16 protein-coding genes are annotated in these 15,773 nt (G+C 65.3%); 8 read left to right on the forward strand and 8 right to left on the reverse strand.

What is annotated here, in order from left to right; translation table 11 throughout:
• From BM031_RS23175 to yihA, 3 genes are all read right to left on the reverse strand, one after another.
• On the reverse strand, nucleotides 1-269 hold a 269-nt coding region (locus tag BM031_RS23175), incomplete at its 3' end, for a transposase domain-containing protein (RefSeq protein ID WP_177207742.1).
• Nucleotides 270-387: 118 nt separating this feature from the next.
• Complete coding sequence (gene hemB / locus BM031_RS23180; RefSeq protein ID WP_091877043.1) at nucleotides 388-1,395, reverse strand: porphobilinogen synthase; 1,008 nt, start codon at nucleotides 1,393-1,395, stop codon at nucleotides 388-390.
• Nucleotides 1,396-1,413: 18 nt separating this feature from the next.
• Entirely contained in the window at nucleotides 1,414-2,142 is a 729-nt protein-coding gene (gene yihA / locus BM031_RS23185; protein ID WP_091877046.1) for a ribosome biogenesis GTP-binding protein YihA/YsxC, read from the reverse strand.
• Between the two features lie 173 nt (nucleotides 2,143-2,315).
• Here yihA and BM031_RS23190 point away from each other — a divergent pair, with 173 nt between their 5' ends.
• The 3 genes from BM031_RS23190 to ccsB all read left to right on the forward strand — a co-directional run bounded on the left by BM031_RS23190 (nucleotide 2,316) and on the right by ccsB (nucleotide 6,429).
• Nucleotides 2,316-2,978: a c-type cytochrome gene (locus tag BM031_RS23190; RefSeq protein ID WP_091877048.1), complete on the forward strand. Its 663-nt coding sequence runs from the start codon at nucleotides 2,316-2,318 to the stop codon at nucleotides 2,976-2,978.
• A gap of 173 nt (nucleotides 2,979-3,151) precedes the next feature.
• Nucleotides 3,152-5,245 (forward strand): cytochrome c biogenesis protein ResB, encoded by a 2,094-nt coding sequence (locus tag BM031_RS23195; RefSeq protein WP_091877050.1) that lies wholly within the window; start codon nucleotides 3,152-3,154, stop codon nucleotides 5,243-5,245.
• A 26-nt stretch (nucleotides 5,246-5,271) separates the two neighbouring features.
• Entirely contained in the window at nucleotides 5,272-6,429 is a 1,158-nt protein-coding gene (gene ccsB / locus BM031_RS23200) for a c-type cytochrome biogenesis protein CcsB (protein WP_091877053.1), read from the forward strand.
• A 17-nt stretch (nucleotides 6,430-6,446) separates the two neighbouring features.
• Here ccsB and uraH read toward each other — a convergent pair whose 3' ends face one another.
• Complete coding sequence (uraH, locus tag BM031_RS23205) at nucleotides 6,447-6,857, reverse strand: hydroxyisourate hydrolase (RefSeq protein ID WP_091877055.1); 411 nt, start codon at nucleotides 6,855-6,857, stop codon at nucleotides 6,447-6,449.
• A gap of 29 nt (nucleotides 6,858-6,886) precedes the next feature.
• Nucleotides 6,887-7,366: a GlcG/HbpS family heme-binding protein gene (locus BM031_RS23210; RefSeq protein WP_091877058.1), complete on the reverse strand. Its 480-nt coding sequence runs from the start codon at nucleotides 7,364-7,366 to the stop codon at nucleotides 6,887-6,889.
• Between the two features lie 138 nt (nucleotides 7,367-7,504).
• Here BM031_RS23210 and BM031_RS23215 point away from each other — a divergent pair, with 138 nt between their 5' ends.
• From BM031_RS23215 to msrQ, 4 genes are all read left to right on the forward strand, one after another.
• On the forward strand, nucleotides 7,505-8,191 hold the full coding sequence (locus tag BM031_RS23215; protein ID WP_091877060.1) for a heavy metal response regulator transcription factor: 687 nt from the start codon (nucleotides 7,505-7,507) through the stop codon (nucleotides 8,189-8,191).
• The gene (locus BM031_RS23220) at nucleotides 8,188-9,567 is read left to right on the forward strand and encodes a heavy metal sensor histidine kinase (protein ID WP_091877063.1); all 1,380 of its coding nucleotides are present in this window, start codon (nucleotides 8,188-8,190) and stop codon (nucleotides 9,565-9,567) included. Before BM031_RS23215 ends, BM031_RS23220 begins: the two co-directional genes overlap by 4 nt.
• 111 nt (nucleotides 9,568-9,678) lie before the next feature.
• Complete coding sequence (gene msrP / locus BM031_RS23225; RefSeq protein WP_091877065.1) at nucleotides 9,679-10,650, forward strand: protein-methionine-sulfoxide reductase catalytic subunit MsrP; 972 nt, start codon at nucleotides 9,679-9,681, stop codon at nucleotides 10,648-10,650.
• A 4-nt stretch (nucleotides 10,651-10,654) separates the two neighbouring features.
• Nucleotides 10,655-11,281: a protein-methionine-sulfoxide reductase heme-binding subunit MsrQ gene (msrQ, locus tag BM031_RS23230; protein ID WP_091877067.1), complete on the forward strand. Its 627-nt coding sequence runs from the start codon at nucleotides 10,655-10,657 to the stop codon at nucleotides 11,279-11,281.
• Between the two features lie 107 nt (nucleotides 11,282-11,388).
• On the opposite strand, the gene lysA is transcribed toward msrQ, so the two are convergent.
• Both lysA and lptM read right to left on the reverse strand, forming a co-directional pair.
• On the reverse strand, nucleotides 11,389-12,666 hold the full coding sequence (lysA, locus tag BM031_RS23235) for a diaminopimelate decarboxylase (protein WP_091877069.1): 1,278 nt from the start codon (nucleotides 12,664-12,666) through the stop codon (nucleotides 11,389-11,391).
• An 8-nt stretch (nucleotides 12,667-12,674) separates the two neighbouring features.
• Nucleotides 12,675-12,866, reverse strand: a complete 192-nt coding sequence (gene lptM / locus BM031_RS23240) for an LPS translocon maturation chaperone LptM (protein WP_229409167.1) — start codon at nucleotides 12,864-12,866, stop codon at nucleotides 12,675-12,677.
• Between the two features lie 41 nt (nucleotides 12,867-12,907).
• Here lptM and cyaY point away from each other — a divergent pair, with 41 nt between their 5' ends.
• The gene (gene cyaY / locus BM031_RS23245) at nucleotides 12,908-13,237 is read left to right on the forward strand and encodes an iron donor protein CyaY (RefSeq protein WP_091877073.1); all 330 of its coding nucleotides are present in this window, start codon (nucleotides 12,908-12,910) and stop codon (nucleotides 13,235-13,237) included.
• A 65-nt stretch (nucleotides 13,238-13,302) separates the two neighbouring features.
• Here the strand turns inward: cyaY and BM031_RS23250 are convergent, their stop codons facing one another.
• Nucleotides 13,303-15,639 carry a penicillin-binding protein 1A gene (locus tag BM031_RS23250; protein ID WP_091877075.1) on the reverse strand — a complete coding sequence of 779 codons (2,337 nt, stop codon included), beginning with the start codon at nucleotides 15,637-15,639 and terminating at the stop codon, nucleotides 13,303-13,305.
• Nucleotides 15,640-15,773 lie beyond the last annotated feature (134 nt).

Below are 15,773 nucleotides of genomic sequence, written 5' to 3' on the forward strand. Positions count from 1 at the left end.
GCGCTCTTGCTGACGAATGGCGTCTGTGAATCCGGTATCGCCAAGCCGAGATCGTCCAGCACTTCGCTGATCGATTTGTGCCTGTACAAAGCTAGGGCCACCATAAGCCATACCACCTGCTCGGCAGGCAAGCGTCGATGTCGGATGCTCGTCGCTTCCGTGCTCAGGACCGCCTGCTCGACCCATTCATACGGCAAATGCTCGCCCAGCCTTGCCCAATCGGGAGACTCGAGTTGATTTGCCAGGAAATGGAGGGTGTCGTCGAACATGGCGACGAAGGTTAACAGCGATGCGGAACGTTTACAACGACAAAATAAAAATGCCGTTCAGTCTTAACTGAACGGCATTAGTGCCCACGGCACCGTTTTTCGTCAGAAGCGCAAGAATTTACCCCTTCAACTTGCGCGCCACATCCAGCGCAAAATACGTCAACACCCCATCCGCCCCCGCTCGCTTGAACGCCATCATGGACTCCATCATGACCTTGTCATGGTCCAGCCAGCCATTCTGCGCCGCCGCCTTGATCATCGCGTACTCGCCGCTGACCTGGTAAGCGAAGGTGGGCACCTTGAACTCGTCCTTCACGCGGCGCACCACGTCCAAATAGGGCATGCCCGGCTTGACCATCACCATGTCGGCGCCTTCGGCCAGGTCGAGCGCCACTTCGCGCAGGGCTTCGTCGCTGTTGCCCGGGTCCATCTGGTAGGTGTTCTTGTCGGCCTTGCCCAGGTTGGCCGCCGAGCCCACCGCGTCGCGGAACGGGCCATAAAACGCCGAGGCGTACTTGGCGGAATACGCCATGATCCGGGTATGGATGTGCCCGGCCGCTTCCAGCGCGTTGCGGATCGCCCCGATGCGCCCGTCCATCATGTCCGACGGCGCCACCACGTCGACGCCCGCTTCGGCCTGGGCGAGCGCCTGCTTGATCAGCATCTCGATGGTCTTGTCGTTGACGATGTAGCCGTTCTCGTCCGGCAGGCCGTCCTGGCCGTGGGTGGTGTAGGGGTCGAGCGCGACGTCGGTCATGATGCCGAGCTGCGGGAAGTTGCGCTTGAGTTCGCGTACGGCGCGCGGGATCAGGCCTACCGGGTTGGTTGCCTCGATGCCGTCATAGGTTTTCAGGGATGCGTCCACCACCGGGAACAGGGCCAGCATCGGGATGCCGAGCGCCACGCATTCTTCCGCCACTGTTAACAGCAGGTCCACCGACACCCGTTCCACGCCCGGCATCGAGCCCACCTGCTGGCGCTGGTTGGCGCCGTCGAGGATGAAGACCGGGTAGATCAGGTCCGAGGCGGTCACGACGTTTTCACGCATCAGGGCGCGCGAGAACGGGTCGCGGCGCATGCGGCGCATGCGGGCTGCTGGGTAGGTGGTGGGCGTGATGATGGTCATGGTCGTCCTGGTGATGAATTATTCCGGATCAGAATCTTCGTCCGGCTGCGCGGCGGCTTCGCCTTCCGGCTCGTCCTCGTCCTCGACATCGAGCCCGACCAGTTCCTGGATCTTGGCGTCCGCCTCCTCGATGCCGATGCGCTTGAGCGCCGAGAACAGCTGTACCGTGAAAGGGAAGCCGACGCCGTCTTCGTCGATATAGCTGTCGAGGATCTGGCGCGCCTGGCGCAGGACGTTGGCTTTCTCGTTCTGGTTGAGCTTGTCGGCCTTGGTCAGGATGCAGTGGATCGGTTTGCCGGTGGGGGCGAACCATTCGAGCATTTGCGTGTCGAGGTCGGTGAACGGGCGGCGCGAGTCCATGATGAGGACCAGCGCGGCCAGCTGCTCGCGGCGCTGGACATAGTCGCCCAGCAGTTTCTGCCAGTGCAGCTTGGCCGTTCCAGACACTTCCGCGTAGCCGTAGCCCGGGAGATCGACCAGCAGCGCGCGGATCTCGTCGACAATGGTCGGGTCCTTGCGGTGCTGGCCCACGTGGGCGCCGCCGATCGAGAAATAGTTGATGTGCTGGGTCCGGCCAGGGGTCTTGGACGCGAACGCGAGACCCTTCTGGTTGGTCAGGATATTGATGGCTGTCGACTTGCCCGCGTTCGAGCGCCCGGCGAAGGCGATCTCCGGCACCTGGGTGTTGGGAAGGTCGCGCAGCTGGTTAACGGTCGTAAAGAACCGGGCTTGCCATAATTTGGACATGCGTTTGGACGTGGGGAAAGGTTTAAGTGACAACGAAATGGCGATGCGGAAACAAAGCTATTGTACAATAAGGGGTTAATCCCTGCTCCGCCCATGGGGGAGTACCAGCTAGGCCGCTGCACTGTTTCACTGTGAATTCCAAAATCTGTTTTTGACTTTTTCAGGGTGCTTGAATGAACCGTTTGACGTTTCCGCTTTTGAAGTCCTTGTTGGTAGCCTCCCTCGCCCTGTGCGCCACCGCTGCCGGGGCTGCAACACCTGCCGCTGTCGCCAAGGCCGACCCTGCCAAGGGCGGAACCCTGTACGACGCCGGCGACGCCGCGCGCGGCCTGCCGGCCTGCGTGTCCTGCCACGGCGCCGCCGGGAATTCGAGCATCGTCGCCAACCCGAAACTGGCGGGCCAGTTCGAAGCCTACACCCACAAGCAGCTGGTCGACTTCACCACCCCGAACCGCCAGCAGCCGGTCATGTCGACCTACGCCAAGATGCTGACCGAGGATGACAAGCGCAATATCGCCGCCTACCTCGCGGTCCAGAAGCCGAAGGCCGGCGCCGCCAAGAACAAGGACACCGTCGAACTGGGCCGCAAGATCTACCGCGGCGGGATTGCCGAGAAGGGCGTCGCCGCCTGCGCCAGCTGCCACGGCGCGACCGCCGGCGGCATCCCTGCGCAATACCCGCGCCTGTCGGGCCAGCACCAGGACTACACCTACGCCCAGCTCGACGCCTTCAAGACCGGCACCCGCAAGAACAGCGCCCAGATGACCACGCTCACGCAGCGCATGTCGCCGGAAGAAATGAAGGCGGTAGCCGACTATATCGCGGGCCTCAAATAAAGTCGCGTTTCACGTAGGGTGGGCGGGTCGCCCGCCCGCGCGTTCACTGACCGCAAACATGGACGCTTCGCCTTCACTCCACCACCTGTCGAATGCGCGGGCGGGGAACCCGCCCACCCTACCGTTGCTGTATGCTCTGGCGGAGTTGCTGGGCTTCACGGAAGCAGTAGAACATGAGTACCACCGGAATTGAACTGAACACCCGCCGCCGCGGCTTCGCCGAAGCGGTCGAGCTGGTGTCGTCGATGCGCTTCGCCATCAGCCTGCTCACGATCGTCGCGATCGCATCCATCATCGGCACCGTGCTCAAGCAGAGTGAGCCGATGACGAACTACGTCAACCAGTTCGGCCCGTTCTGGTTCGAATTTTTCGCGAAGCTGGGCCTGTACAGCGTGTATTCGAGCTGGTGGTTCCTGCTGATCCTCGTCACCCTGATCCTGTCCACCGGCCTGTGCGTGGTGCGCAACGCGCCGAAGATGATGCGCGACATGCGCAGCTGGCGCGAAAGCGTGCGCGAAGAGTCGCTGCGCAACTTCCACCACAAGACCGAATGGACGGCGCCGCTTGGCCGCGCTGCCCTGGCCGGCCAGACCGCGGAGCGCCTGCGCCACGCCGGCTACGCGGTGAAACTGGTCGAGAAGGAAGGCGGCACCCTGGTGGCGGCCAAGAAGGGCGCGGGCAACAAGTTCGGCTACATCTTTGCCCACAGCGCGATCATCATCATTTTGCTGGGCGGCATGCTCGACTCGGAGTTGCCAGTCAAGTTCCAACAATGGTTCCTGGGCAAGACGCCGTTTGGCGGCAGCGGCGTGATCGCCGACATCCCGGCCCAGCACCGCCTGAGTATTGGCAATCCTACCTTCCGCGGCAATACCCTGATCGCCGAAGGCCAGACCAGCAATACCGCGCTGCTGCCCCAGGCTTCGGGCGTGCTGGTGCAGGAGCTGCCGTTCTCGATCAAGCTGACCAAGTTCCATATCGACTTCTACTCGACCGGCATGCCCAAGCTGTTCGCCAGCGAAGTGCTGGTGCGCGACAACGACACCGGCAAGACCTTCCCGGCCTCGATCAGGGTCAACCACCCGCTGATCTACAAGGGCATCGCCGTCTACCAGTCGAGCTTCGACGATGGCGGCAGCAAGCTCAAGCTCACCGGTTTCCCGATGAGCGGTACCGGCTCGACCGCCTTCGAATTCGCCGGCACGGTCGGCAGCGCCACCGAACTCAAGCAAGGCGGAGAGACGTATTCGGTCGAATGGTCGGGCTTCCGCCCCTTTAATGTCGAGAACGTGTCCGCCAGCCAGGACGCGCGCGCGGTGGCCAAGAATACCTCCTTCAACGAGCAGCTCTCGGCCACGATCGGCAAGGCCTCGGGATCGGCAGCAAAGAATGCCGATGCCAAGGACCTCAAGAATGTCGGCCCGAGCGTGCAGTACAAGCTGCGCGACAAGACCGGGCAGGCGCGCGAATTCATGAACTACATGCAGCCGGTCACGCTCGACGGCGCCCAGGTCTACCTGGCCGGCGTGCGCGCCAGCCCGTCCGAGAATTTCAGCTTCCTGCGCATCCCGGCCGACGACGCCTACAGCGTGCGCACCTGGATGCGCCTGCGCGCGGCGCTGGCCGACCCGGTCCTGCGCCAGGAAGCGGCCAAACGCTACGCTGCGCGCGCGCTGGCGCCGGAGCAGCAGGGAGACGGCGGCCTGGGCGCGCAGCTGGAAGCGTCCGCCGTGCGTACGCTGGCGATCTTCTCCGGCGAAGGCGGGCGCGGCGGTTTCGTGGGCGTGTCGCAGTTCCTGGAAAAAATCCCGGCGGCCGAGCAGGAAAAGGCCGCCAATATCTTCATGAAGATGCTCAATGGCGCCCTGTGGGAGCTGTGGCAGGCGGCCGAGGCGCGCGCCGGCAATCCGCCGGTGGAACCCACCGAAGTGCATGGCCGTTTCCTGCAGCTGGCCACCAATGCGCTGTCGGACAGCGTATTCTATGGCGCACCGGTCTACCTGCAGCTGGACGAGTTCGTGGAGGTCAAGGCCTCCGTCCTGCAGTTGACGCGCTCGCCGGGCAAGGGCATTGTCTACTTTGGCTGCCTGCTGCTGGTGGCCGGCGTGTTCGCCATGTTTTATATTCGTGAACGGCGCATGTGGGTATGGGTGCGCGAGGCCGATGGCGGCGCCCACGCGCTGATGGCCATGAGCACCCAGCGCAAGACACTCGACTTCGAACGCGAATTCGAGGACCTGAAAGAAAAACTGCCGCAGCTGGCCTGAAGCGCCAAGCGGCAAAGGAGATAAGAATGGAACTGTCCCAAGCCCAGCCGAAGACTTACACCAGGGAAGCCGGCTTTTTCCGCCGCCTCACCGCGATCGACTGGCTGTACGGCGCCGGCCTGCTGGCGGCCGCGCTGTTCGCGCTGAACCGCTACGCTCACCACATGGACATCTACGAGCAGGTGATCCTGGTCATGAGCGCGCCGACCTTCGCGCTGCTGGGCTGGCACTGGAAGCCGATGCGCTGGCTGATGCCGCTGGTGGCGCTGCTGTCGCTGTGGGCCATTTCCATGTATGGCGGCGTGATCGATGCCGCCAACACCAAATTCTTCCTGAAATACATGCTGTCGAGCCAGTCCGCGATCCTGTGGATGAGCGCCCTGTTCGTGTTCTCGACCGTGTTCTACTGGCTGGGCCTGCTTAGCCGCTCGGAATTCGGCGGCGCCATCGGCAGCAAGCTGTGCTGGGCTGGCGTGGTGCTGGGCTCGGTCGGCATGATGGTGCGCTGGTACGAGTCCTACCTGATGGGCCCCGACGTCGGCCACATCCCGGTGTCGAACCTGTACGAAGTATTCATCCTGTTCGCGATCATCACCGCGCTGTTTTACCTGTACTACGAGCAGCGTTATGCCACCCGCCAGCTGGGCGCCTTCGTGCTCCTGATCATCGCCGCCGCGGTCGGCTTCCTGCTGTGGTACACGGTCACGCGCGACGCCGCCCAGATCCAGCCGCTGGTACCGGCCCTGCAAAGCTGGTGGATGAAGATCCACGTGCCGGCCAACTTCATCGGCTACGGCACCTTCGCGCTGGCCGCGATGGTCGGCACCGCCTACCTGCTCAAATCGCACGGCATCCTGGCCGACCGCCTGCCGGCGCTCGAGGTGCTGGACGACGTCATGTACAAGTCGATCTCGGTCGGCTTCGCCTTCTTCACCGTCGCCACCATCCTGGGCGCGCTGTGGGCGGCCGAAGCCTGGGGCGGCTACTGGTCGTGGGACCCGAAAGAGACCTGGGCCCTGATCGTCTGGCTCAATTACGCGGCCTGGCTGCACATGCGCCTGATGTCGGGCCTGCGCGGCCGCGTGGCGGCCTGGTGGTCGGTGGTGGGCTTGCTGGTGACCACCTTCGCCTTCCTGGGCGTGAACATGTTCCTGTCCGGCCTGCATTCCTACGGCGAACTGTAGCAATTCGCCCCGCCCGCTCAATTGCCGCGATAGGTGGAATAGCCGAAGGGGCTGAGCAGTAGCGGAACGTGGTAATGCTGCGCCTTGCCGTCGGCCGTGAATTCCACCGGGATGCGTGGGAAGAAGGTCGGCTGGCCCTGGCGCGCGTAGTGCTCGCCAGTCTTGAACACGATGCGGTACTGCGCCGCTTCCATCGCCTTGCCTTCCGGATACAGGGCGGCGATGCGCCCTTGTGCATTCGTCACGCCCGAGGCCAGTTCGCGCCACTGCCCCCCTGCCTGCTGCTCCAGTGTCACCTGGATGCCAGCGGTCGGCTGGCCGGTCTGTAAGTCCAGCACGTGCACGCTGAGCGGATTGGGCGCGGCGCCCGCAGCGAGCGTGGAGGCGGCGAGCAGGGCGGCGAGGGCGAATGCCTGGATGGTCTTCATGTTGTTTCTCCTAAAAAAGTAAAACCGGATCAGGTGGGCTGGTCGAAGCCGCCCGTTGCCGCGATCGCGGCGCTGGCACAGGCATGGTCGTTGCCCGGGCCGCCGCCGCCGGCCACGCCGATGGCGCCAACCGGGCTGGCCTTGACCAGCAGGGGCAAGCCGCCGCCCAGCAGCAGGAGCTCGGGCAGCGTGGCCAGGTTGGCGGTGTCGGGATCGGCGCGTGCATCGCGCGCCAGCGCCAGCGTGGCCTTGCGGGTAGACAAGGCGGTGAAGGCCTTGCGCCGGCTGGCCTCGGCATTGTGCGGGCCGACGCTGGGGTCGCGCTGCAGCAGCAGCAGCGCGCCGCCGCGATCGACCACGGCCACCGCGATGACGCGGCCTTGCTGGCCGCAGGCAGCTGCTGCGGCGGCGGCCAGGCGCTGGGCGCTTGCCAGGTCGAGCTCGGCCGCCGATGCCGGCGCCATGCCGGAGGCCGCCAGCGCCGCGATGAGGGAAAGTTGCCTGAACATGGGGTCGTCCTGTCGTGTTGGAATGGCGCCATCCTGGCATGCGCACCCCGACGCGGCGATGACTGCCAGATGACAGTTTCGTCATCTTCGGGCCACCGCCGGCGACATACAATGGGGTTTTCCCCCATCAAGTCCGCCATGACCATCCTGGTGATCGAAGACGAGCCGAAGACCGGCGACTACCTGCAGCGCGGCCTGACCGAGTCCGGTTTCGTGGTGCGCCTCGCGCGCAATGGCCGCGACGGCCTGGCGCTGGCGCGGGAGGAGGTGCCGGAACTGGTGGTGCTGGATGTGATGCTGCCGCGCATGGACGGCTGGGAGGTGCTGGCGGCCCTGCGCGCCGACCCCGCGACCGAAGGCGTGCCGGTGCTGTTCCTGACGGCGCGCGACGAAGTGCAGGACCGCGTGCGTGGGCTGGAACTGGGCGCCGACGACTACCTGGTCAAGCCCTTCGCCTTCGTCGAGCTGGTAGCGCGCATCCGCAGCCTGCTGCGGCGCGGCCCGGCGCGCGAGGAGGAGCTGATCCGCATCGCCGACATGGAGATCGACGTGCTGCGGCGCAGGGTACGGCGTGGCGCCACCGGCATCACGCTCACCGCCCAGGAATTCGCGCTGCTGCACCTGCTGGCGCGGCGCCAGGGGCAGGTACTGTCGCGCGCGCTCATCGCCTCGCAGGTGTGGGACATGAATTTCGATAGCGACACCAATGTCATCGACGCCGCCGTGCGCCGGCTGCGGCGCAAGCTGGACGATCCCTATACGTGCAAACTGATCCACACGCGGCGCGGCATGGGCTACGTCTGCGAAGCGCAGGCCCCCGCATGAAGGCGGTCCTGCGTCATTCGCTGGCCCTGCGCGTGGCGGCCATGTTCATGCTGGTCGTCGTGCTGGCGGCGGCGGGCCTGGGCGCCTACCTGTACCGCGCCTTCGTGGCCGAGATCGAGCGGCGCGACGATATCCATTTGCTTGGAAAGCTGCGCCAGGTACAGGTGGTGCTGGCCCGCCCCGGCGCGGCCGGCCTGCTGCGCACCGAGCCGGATTTTTTCCGCGACACCATGAGCGGGCAGGAGAATTCGCTGGTGCGCATCGTGGACGCCGGCGGCGCCATCCTGGCCGACATCAATCCCGGCCGGGAGCGCTATCCGGTCCCGGCTGCAGGCAGCCCGATTGCCGGCTGGGTCGCGCGCGGCGGGGCGCCGGGGCGGGTCGTGGCCGGCAGCGCGCGCCTAGGGGATGCGCCCGTGACGGTGGTGGTGGCGCGTGCCTACAGCGAACGCAGCGCGATGTTCGCGCGCTACCGCGAGCGGATTGGATTCGCGGCGCTGGTGGGCGCCTTGCTGGCGGCGGCGCTGGCGCTGTTGTTGCTGCGGCGCGGCCTGCGTCCCTTGCGCAAGGTCGCCGGCCACGCCGCACTGGTGCGCCCGGGCGCCCTGGCGCGGCGGCTCGACATCGGCATGGCGCCATCCGAACTGTGGCCGCTGATCGAGGCCTTCAACGCCATGCTGGGGCGGCTCGAGGAGGGCTATGCGCGCCTGTCGGGATTTTCGGCCGACCTGGCCCATGAATTCCGTACCCCGGTCGCCAACATGATCGGACAGAGCCAGGTGATGCTGGCGCAGGCGCGCAGCCGCGCCGACTACGAAACCCTGGTCGTTTCCAACCTCGAAGAGCTGGAACGCCTGGCGCGCATGATCGACAGCATGCTGTTCCTGGCGCGCGCCCACCAGGAAGAGGTGATCCTGGTGCGCCAGCCGCTGTCGGCGCTGGACGAGCTGCAGCGGGTGGCCGATTTCTTCGAGGGCATGGCCGAGGAGCGGGGAATCGTCCTGGCCTGTAGCGGCGATGCACGCGTCCAGGCCGATCCGTCGCTGCTGCGCCGGGCGCTGGCCAACCTGGTCTCGAACGCCCTGCGCCACGCCGACGCCGGCAGCGTGGTGGCGCTCGAGGCCAGCCGGCACGGCGACAGCGTCGAGCTGCGCGTCAGCAACCACGGCGTTCCGGTTGCGCCCGAGCATCTGGCGCACCTGTTCGAACGCTTCTACCGGGCCGACGCCTCGCGCAGCGAGGCGGAAGGGTCGACCGGGCTGGGTCTGTCGATCGTCAGCGCCATCATGCAGTTGCACGGGGGCGCGGCCAGTGTGCAGGCCGAGGGCGCACTGGTGCGTTTCACGCTGGCCTTCCCTGCGCCTCCCACGTGGTGACACGCATTTGTCCTGCGTTCACGCCCTCCCATCGGACCACCCGCACAGGTGCTAACGTGCACTTAAGCCGATTGGTGTAACCTGAACTTTCTCTCTGCTTCGGAGTCAAGCATGCTCATCAAACCCAGCCAGGACAAACTCGTCCTTCCATCGGAGATCACGCCGCGCGAGGTCTACGAAGAGCGGCGCCGCTTCATCGCCCGCATGGCGGCCACGGCCGCGGTCGGCAGCGGCATCTGGGAGATGGCCAACCGCGAAGCCTTCGCCCAGGCGGCAGGGCCGAAGCTGGCCGCTACCCGCAACGCCGCGCTGTCCACCGAGGAAAAGCTCACCTCGTTCAAGGACGCCAGCTCCTACAACAACTACTACGAGTTCGGCCTGGACAAGGGCGATCCGGCCGAGAACGCGCACACCCTGCGCACCCGTCCGTGGACGGTGACGATCGAGGGCGAAGTGAAAAAGCCGGTCACGCTCGACATCGACCGCATCATCAAGCTCGCGCCGCTGGAAGAACGCATCTACCGCCTGCGCTGCGTCGAAGGCTGGTCGATGGTGATCCCCTGGGTCGGTTATTCACTGTCCAATCTGCTGAAACAGGTCGAGCCGACGGCGAATGCGAAATACGTCGAATTCATCACCCTGGCCGACAACAAGCAGATGCCTGGCCTGCGCAGCCCGGTGCTGGACTGGCCGTATGTCGAGGGCCTGCGCATGGACGAAGCCATGCACCCGCTCACCCTGCTCACGGTCGGCATGTACGGCCAGGTGCTGCCGAACCAGAACGGCGCGCCGGTGCGCCTGGTGGTGCCGTGGAAGTACGGCTTCAAGTCGGCCAAGTCGATCGTCAAGATCCGCCTGGTGAGCCGCCAGCCGAAAACCGCCTGGAACGACTCGGCGCCGAATGAATACGGCTTTTACTCGAACGTGAACCCGCTGGTGGACCACCCGCGCTGGTCGCAGGCGAGCGAGCGCCGCATCGGCGAGGACGGCTTCTTCCAGAAGAAGCGCAAGACCCTGATGTTCAACGGTTACGACCAGGTAGCGTCGCTGTACAGCGGCATGGACCTGAAGAAGTTCTTCTGACACGATGGCCTTGAACCCCTCGTCAAAACAGCTCACCGCCGTCAAGGTGGCGGTGTTCGTGCTGGCGCTGCTGCCCTTCCTGCGCATGGCCTGGCTGGTGGCGCAGGGCGTGCCGGTCGAGCCGCTGGAATTCCTCACGCGCGGCACCGGCGACTGGACGCTGTACATGCTGTGCATCACGCTGGCGGTGACGCCGCTGCGCCGTTTGACCGGGTGGAACTGGGTGATCAAGCTGCGCCGCATGCTGGGGCTGTTCGCTTTCTTCTACGCCTTCCTGCACTTCGTGACCTTCTTCTGGTTCGACCATTTCTTCGACATCGCGGAGATGCTCAAGGACGTGGTCAAGCGGCCCTTCATCACAGTGGGCTTCATCGCCTTCGTGCTGCTGATCCCGCTGGCGGCGACCAGTACCAACGCCATGATCCGGCGCCTGGGCGCCAAGCGCTGGCAGTGGCTGCACCGGCTCATCTATATCATCGCGCCGCTGGGGATCCTGCATTTCTGGTGGATGAAGGCGGGCAAGAACGACTTCCAGGAGCCGATCATCTTCGGGTCGATCGTGGCGCTGCTGCTGGGATTGCGGGTGGTCTGGAGCGTGGCGAAGAAGAGCCAGGCTGCTGCGAGGACATGATGTTGTAGGGTGGGCGGGTCTCGCGCCCGCGCGTTCAACTCACGGTCGCGCTGTGGTAACGCATGCCTTGGCTGGACGCGCGGCCGGCGAAGCCGGCCCCCTACGGGTTACGACAATGTCGATTCGAGCGAGAACAAATCCGCCGGATTCTCGCGCTGGCGGATCAGGTGGACTTGGTCGCCATCGACCATGACTTCCGCCGCGCGGCCGCGCGTGTTGTAGTTGGACGCCATCGTCATGCCATAGGCGCCGGCGGTCATGATCGCCAGCAGGTCGCCCGGCTCCACCGCCAGCGCGCGCTCGCGCGCCAGCCAGTCGCCCGATTCGCAGATCGGGCCCACCACATCGTAGGCCAGCTGTTCGCCCGCGCGCGGCGTCACCGGCTGCACGCCCATCCAGGCCTGGTACAGGGTCGGGCGCATCAGGTCGTTCATGGCGGCGTCGACGATGGCGAAGTTCTTTTCCGCGCCCGGCTTGAGGAACTCGATTTTAGTCAGCAGCACGCCGGTATCGGCCACGATCGAGCGGCCCGGCTCGAAGATCACCTTGATCGGGCGGCCGTCGTACTTGTCGGCGCGCCAGGCGTCGATGCGCTTGAACAGGCGGCCCAGGTATTCGCCCACCGGCACCGGCGGCTTGTCGCCTTCGGCGCCATAGTTCACGCCCAGGCCGCCGCCGATGTCGAGGTGGTGCAGATCGATACCTTCCTTGCCCAGCGCGTCGATCAGTTCGATCAGCTTGTCGAGCGCTTCGAGCAGCGGCGAATCGTCCAGCAGCTGCGAGCCGATGTGGCAGTCGATGCCGACCACGTCCAGGTGCGACAAGGCGGCCGCGGCGCGGTAGGTCTCCAGCGCATCGTCGAAGGCCACGCCGAATTTATTCGCCTTCAGGCCGGTGGCGATGTAGGGGTGGGTCTTGGCGTCCACGTTCGGGTTCACGCGCAGCGACACCCGCGCGCGCTTGTCCATGCCGGCCGCCACCTCGTTGAGGCGGTGCAGCTCGGGGATGGATTCCACGTTGAAGCACAGGATGTTCTTTTCCAGCGCCAGCTTCATCTCGTCGACGGTCTTGCCCACGCCCGAGAAGATGGTCTTGCCCGGGTCGCCGCCGGCGGCGATCACGCGCAGCAGTTCGCCGCCCGAGACGATGTCGAAGCCCGCGCCTTCGCGCGCCAGCAGGTCGAGGATGGCCAGGTTCGAGTTGGCCTTCATGGCGTAGCACACCAGGGCGTCGCGCCCGGCGCAGGCATCGGCGTAGGCGCCGAAGTTCTGCATCAGGGCCGTCTTCGAATACACGTAGGTCGGGGTGCCGTAGGTGTCGGCGATGGCGGGCAGGGCAACGCTGTCGGCGTGCAGGACGCCGTTCTGGATCGAGAAATGCGACATCGGTGGCTTTACTTGGTCGGGGCCGGGGTGGAGGCGTTATTGGAAGAAACTGGCTGGGCAGGCTGCGGATTGGCGGCGGCGGTGGCGGCGGGCGCCGGTTTCGCGGGCGGGTTCGGCATGTACAGCGGGCCGGTTTGGCCACAGCCGGCGAAGGCTGCTGCAAGCGCGGCGCCGGAAAGAAGTGCGGTGGAGGACTTCACGATTAGAATGACGGTTTGATTAGCAGACTTTGGAGTGTAGCATGACCGAATCCGAATTTTTGGCGCTGGCCGAAAGCACCCTGGACCGGCTCGAGGAATGTCTCGACCGCCTCAATGACGAAGACGTGATCGACGTCGAGTGCAAGCGCAGCGGCAACGTGCTGGAGATCGAGTTCCTCGACAATGCGTCGAAGATCATCGTCAACAGCCAGGCCCCGCTGCAGGAAATGTGGGTAGCGGCGCGTTCGGGCGGCTTCCACTACAAGCGCGTGGGCGACCAGTGGCGCAACACGCGCGACGATTCCGAGTTCTTCTTTGCGCTGTCGCAGTATGTGACGGAGCAGGGCGGGGCGCCGGTGGCGCTGGGCTGATTCCCACGGCGGAAACAAAAATGGCGGCCACATCGGGCCGCCATTTTTTTACCACTTGGTAAAAATCAGAACAGCTCGTTCCTGACCGCGTCGCGCGCCTTCTGCTCGCTTGGGGCCGGCGCCGCGCCGACGTCGAGCGAGGTCACGCCGGTGCCCGGCGGCGTCTCGGCGTAGTAGTACTCGCCGCCCGACTGGACCAGTCCGGCCGGCACTTCGCGCTCGACCACTTCCTGGCCCTTGAGCGCCTTGCCCATGTAGCCGATCCAGATCGGCAGGGCCAGGCCGCCGCCGGTTTCGCGGTTGCCGAGGTTCTTCGGCTTGTCGTAGCCGATCCAGGCGATGCCCACCAGCTTCGGGTTGTAGCCGGCGAACCAGGCGTCGATCGAGTCGTTGGTGGTGCCGGTCTTGCCCGCCAGGTCGGTGCGCTTGAGCGACATGGCCTTGGTCGCGGTACCGAAGCGCACCACGTCGCGCAGCATGCTGTCGACCAGGTAGGCGTTGCGTGCATCGATCACGCGGTTGGCCTCGATGCCGGCGCGTTCGGGGCGCGCCTCCGACAGCACCTTGCCGTCGCTGTCGGTCACCTTGGAGATCAGGTAGGGGCTGATGCGGTAGCCGCCGTTGGCGAACACCGCGTAGGCGCCGGCCATCTGCAGCGGCGTAGTAGAGCCGGCGCCCAGCGCCAATGTGAGGTAGGCCGGGTTGCGCTCGGCGTCGAAGCCGAAGCGGGTCGCGAATTCCTGGCCGTAGCGCGCGCCGATCTTGTTCAGGATGCGGATCGAGACCATGTTCTTCGACTGCGTCAGGCCGCGCCGCATCGTCATCGGGCCTTCGTACTTGTTGTCGTAGTTCTTCGGCTCCCAGGCCTGGCCGCCGGTCTGGCCGGCGTCGAACGAGATCGGCGCATCGTTGATGATCGTGGCCGGCGACAGCCCGCGTTCCAGCGAGGCCGAATAGATGAAGGGCTTGAACGAGGAGCCCGGCTGGCGCCAGGCTTGCGTCACGTGGTTGAACTTGTTGCGGTTGAAGTCGAAGCCGCCTACCAAGGCCCGGATCGCGCCGTCGTCGGTGCTGGCCGCGACAAACGCCGACTCCACTTCCGGCATCTGGGTGATGATCCACTTCGATTCGTCGTCCTGCATCACGCGGATCACGGCGCCGCGGCGCAGGCGGCGGTTGGGTGCGGCCTTTTCCGACAGCCAGGCCTTGGCGAAGGCCAGGCCCGGGCCGCTCATCTCGATGGTCTCGCCCGAGGCGATGGTGGCGCTTACCTTCGTTGGCGAGGCCGCCAGCACGATGGCGGCAACGATGTTGTCGCTGTCCGGGTGCTCGGCCAGTTCCGCTTCGACGGCTTCGTCGGCTTCGGTCTTCTCGCCCGGGATCTCGATGTAGGATTCCGGCCCGCGGTAGGGGTGGCGGCGCTCGTATTCCATCACGCCGCGGCGCACCGCGAGGTAGGCCGCGTCCTGGTCGGCCTTGGTGATGGTGGTGAACACGTTCAGGCCGCGCGTGTAGGTGTCTTCCTTGAACTGCTCGTAGACCAGCTGGCGCGCCATCTCGGCCACGTACTCGGCGTGCACGCCGAAGGCGGTGCTGTCCGACTTGATCTTCGGGACCTCGGCCTTGGCCTGTGCAAACTGGGCGTCGGTGATATAGCCGAGCGAATGCATGCGCTGCAGGATGTACTGCTGGCGGGTCTTGGCGCGGGTCGGGTTGACCACCGGGTTGTAGGCCGACGGCGCCTTCGGCAGGCCGGCCAGCATGGCCGCTTCGGCCACCGTGATGTCGCGCAGGTCCTTGCCGTAGTAGATCTGGGCCGCCGACTGGAAGCCGAAGGCGCGCTGGCCCAGGTAGATCTGGTTCATGTACAGCTCCAGGATCTGGTCCTTGGAGAGGTTCTTCTCGATCTTCCAGGCCAGCATCGCCTCATAGGCCTTGCGCTTGAAGGTCTGTTCGGACGACAGGAAGAAGTTGCGCGCGACCTGCTGGGTAATGGTCGAGGCGCCCTGGCGCGCGCCGCCGGTGGCGTTCCGGAACGCGGCGCGCAGAATGCCGAGATAGTCGATGCCGCTGTGCTCGTAGAAGCGGTCGTCCTCGATCGACAGCACCGCCTTCTTCATCACGTCCGGGATGTCCTTGAAATGCACGAGGGTGCGGCGCTCTTCGCCGAACTCGCCGATCAGGACGTTATCGGCGGTGAAGATCCGCAGCGGCATCTTGGGGCGGTAGTCGGTGATGGTGTCCAGCGCCGGCAGGTTGGGGTAGGCCATCGCGAGCGCGAACACGAGCACCAGCACGCCGATGACGGCCAGGCCCGAGAGGGCGGCAAGCGCCATCAGGACCAGGCGCTTCGGGCTGTATTTCGACGGCGAAGGTGAGGACGGAGCTTGTTTCTCTTTCATGCGGTCTTTCGCTGGTTGTGGCTTTACTGAGCGCCTCATTATAAAGCAGCCGTTTTGCGTTCGATACACGCACTGCTGAGCTTAAAATCAAGTAAAGGCAAGCCATGCAATATCAACGAGGAAACGGTCGTGGC

The sequence above is a fragment of the Massilia yuzhufengensis genome, from assembly GCF_900112225.1.
Classification (GTDB): Bacteria; Pseudomonadota; Gammaproteobacteria; order Burkholderiales; family Burkholderiaceae_D; genus Telluria; species Telluria yuzhufengensis.

Bases quoted from the DNA above. Each gene is read 5' to 3' on its own strand.
- hemB (WP_091877043.1), bottom strand. From the start codon at position 1,395: ATGACCATCATCACGCCCACCACCTACCCAGCAGCCCGCATGCGCCGC.
- yihA (WP_091877046.1), bottom strand. From the start codon at position 2,142: ATGTCCAAATTATGGCAAGCCCGGTTCTTTACGACCGTTAACCAGCTG.
- BM031_RS23190 (WP_091877048.1), top strand. From the start codon at position 2,316: ATGAACCGTTTGACGTTTCCGCTTTTGAAGTCCTTGTTGGTAGCCTCC.
- BM031_RS23195 (WP_091877050.1), top strand. From the start codon at position 3,152: ATGAGTACCACCGGAATTGAACTGAACACCCGCCGCCGCGGCTTCGCC.
- ccsB (WP_091877053.1), top strand. From the start codon at position 5,272: ATGGAACTGTCCCAAGCCCAGCCGAAGACTTACACCAGGGAAGCCGGC.
- uraH (WP_091877055.1), bottom strand. From the start codon at position 6,857: ATGAAGACCATCCAGGCATTCGCCCTCGCCGCCCTGCTCGCCGCCTCC.
- BM031_RS23210 (WP_091877058.1), bottom strand. From the start codon at position 7,366: ATGTTCAGGCAACTTTCCCTCATCGCGGCGCTGGCGGCCTCCGGCATG.
- BM031_RS23215 (WP_091877060.1), top strand. From the start codon at position 7,505: ATGACCATCCTGGTGATCGAAGACGAGCCGAAGACCGGCGACTACCTG.
- BM031_RS23220 (WP_091877063.1), top strand. From the start codon at position 8,188: ATGAAGGCGGTCCTGCGTCATTCGCTGGCCCTGCGCGTGGCGGCCATG.
- msrP (WP_091877065.1), top strand. From the start codon at position 9,679: ATGCTCATCAAACCCAGCCAGGACAAACTCGTCCTTCCATCGGAGATC.
- msrQ (WP_091877067.1), top strand. From the start codon at position 10,655: ATGGCCTTGAACCCCTCGTCAAAACAGCTCACCGCCGTCAAGGTGGCG.
- lysA (WP_091877069.1), bottom strand. From the start codon at position 12,666: ATGTCGCATTTCTCGATCCAGAACGGCGTCCTGCACGCCGACAGCGTT.
- cyaY (WP_091877073.1), top strand. From the start codon at position 12,908: ATGACCGAATCCGAATTTTTGGCGCTGGCCGAAAGCACCCTGGACCGG.
- BM031_RS23250 (WP_091877075.1), bottom strand. From the start codon at position 15,639: ATGAAAGAGAAACAAGCTCCGTCCTCACCTTCGCCGTCGAAATACAGC.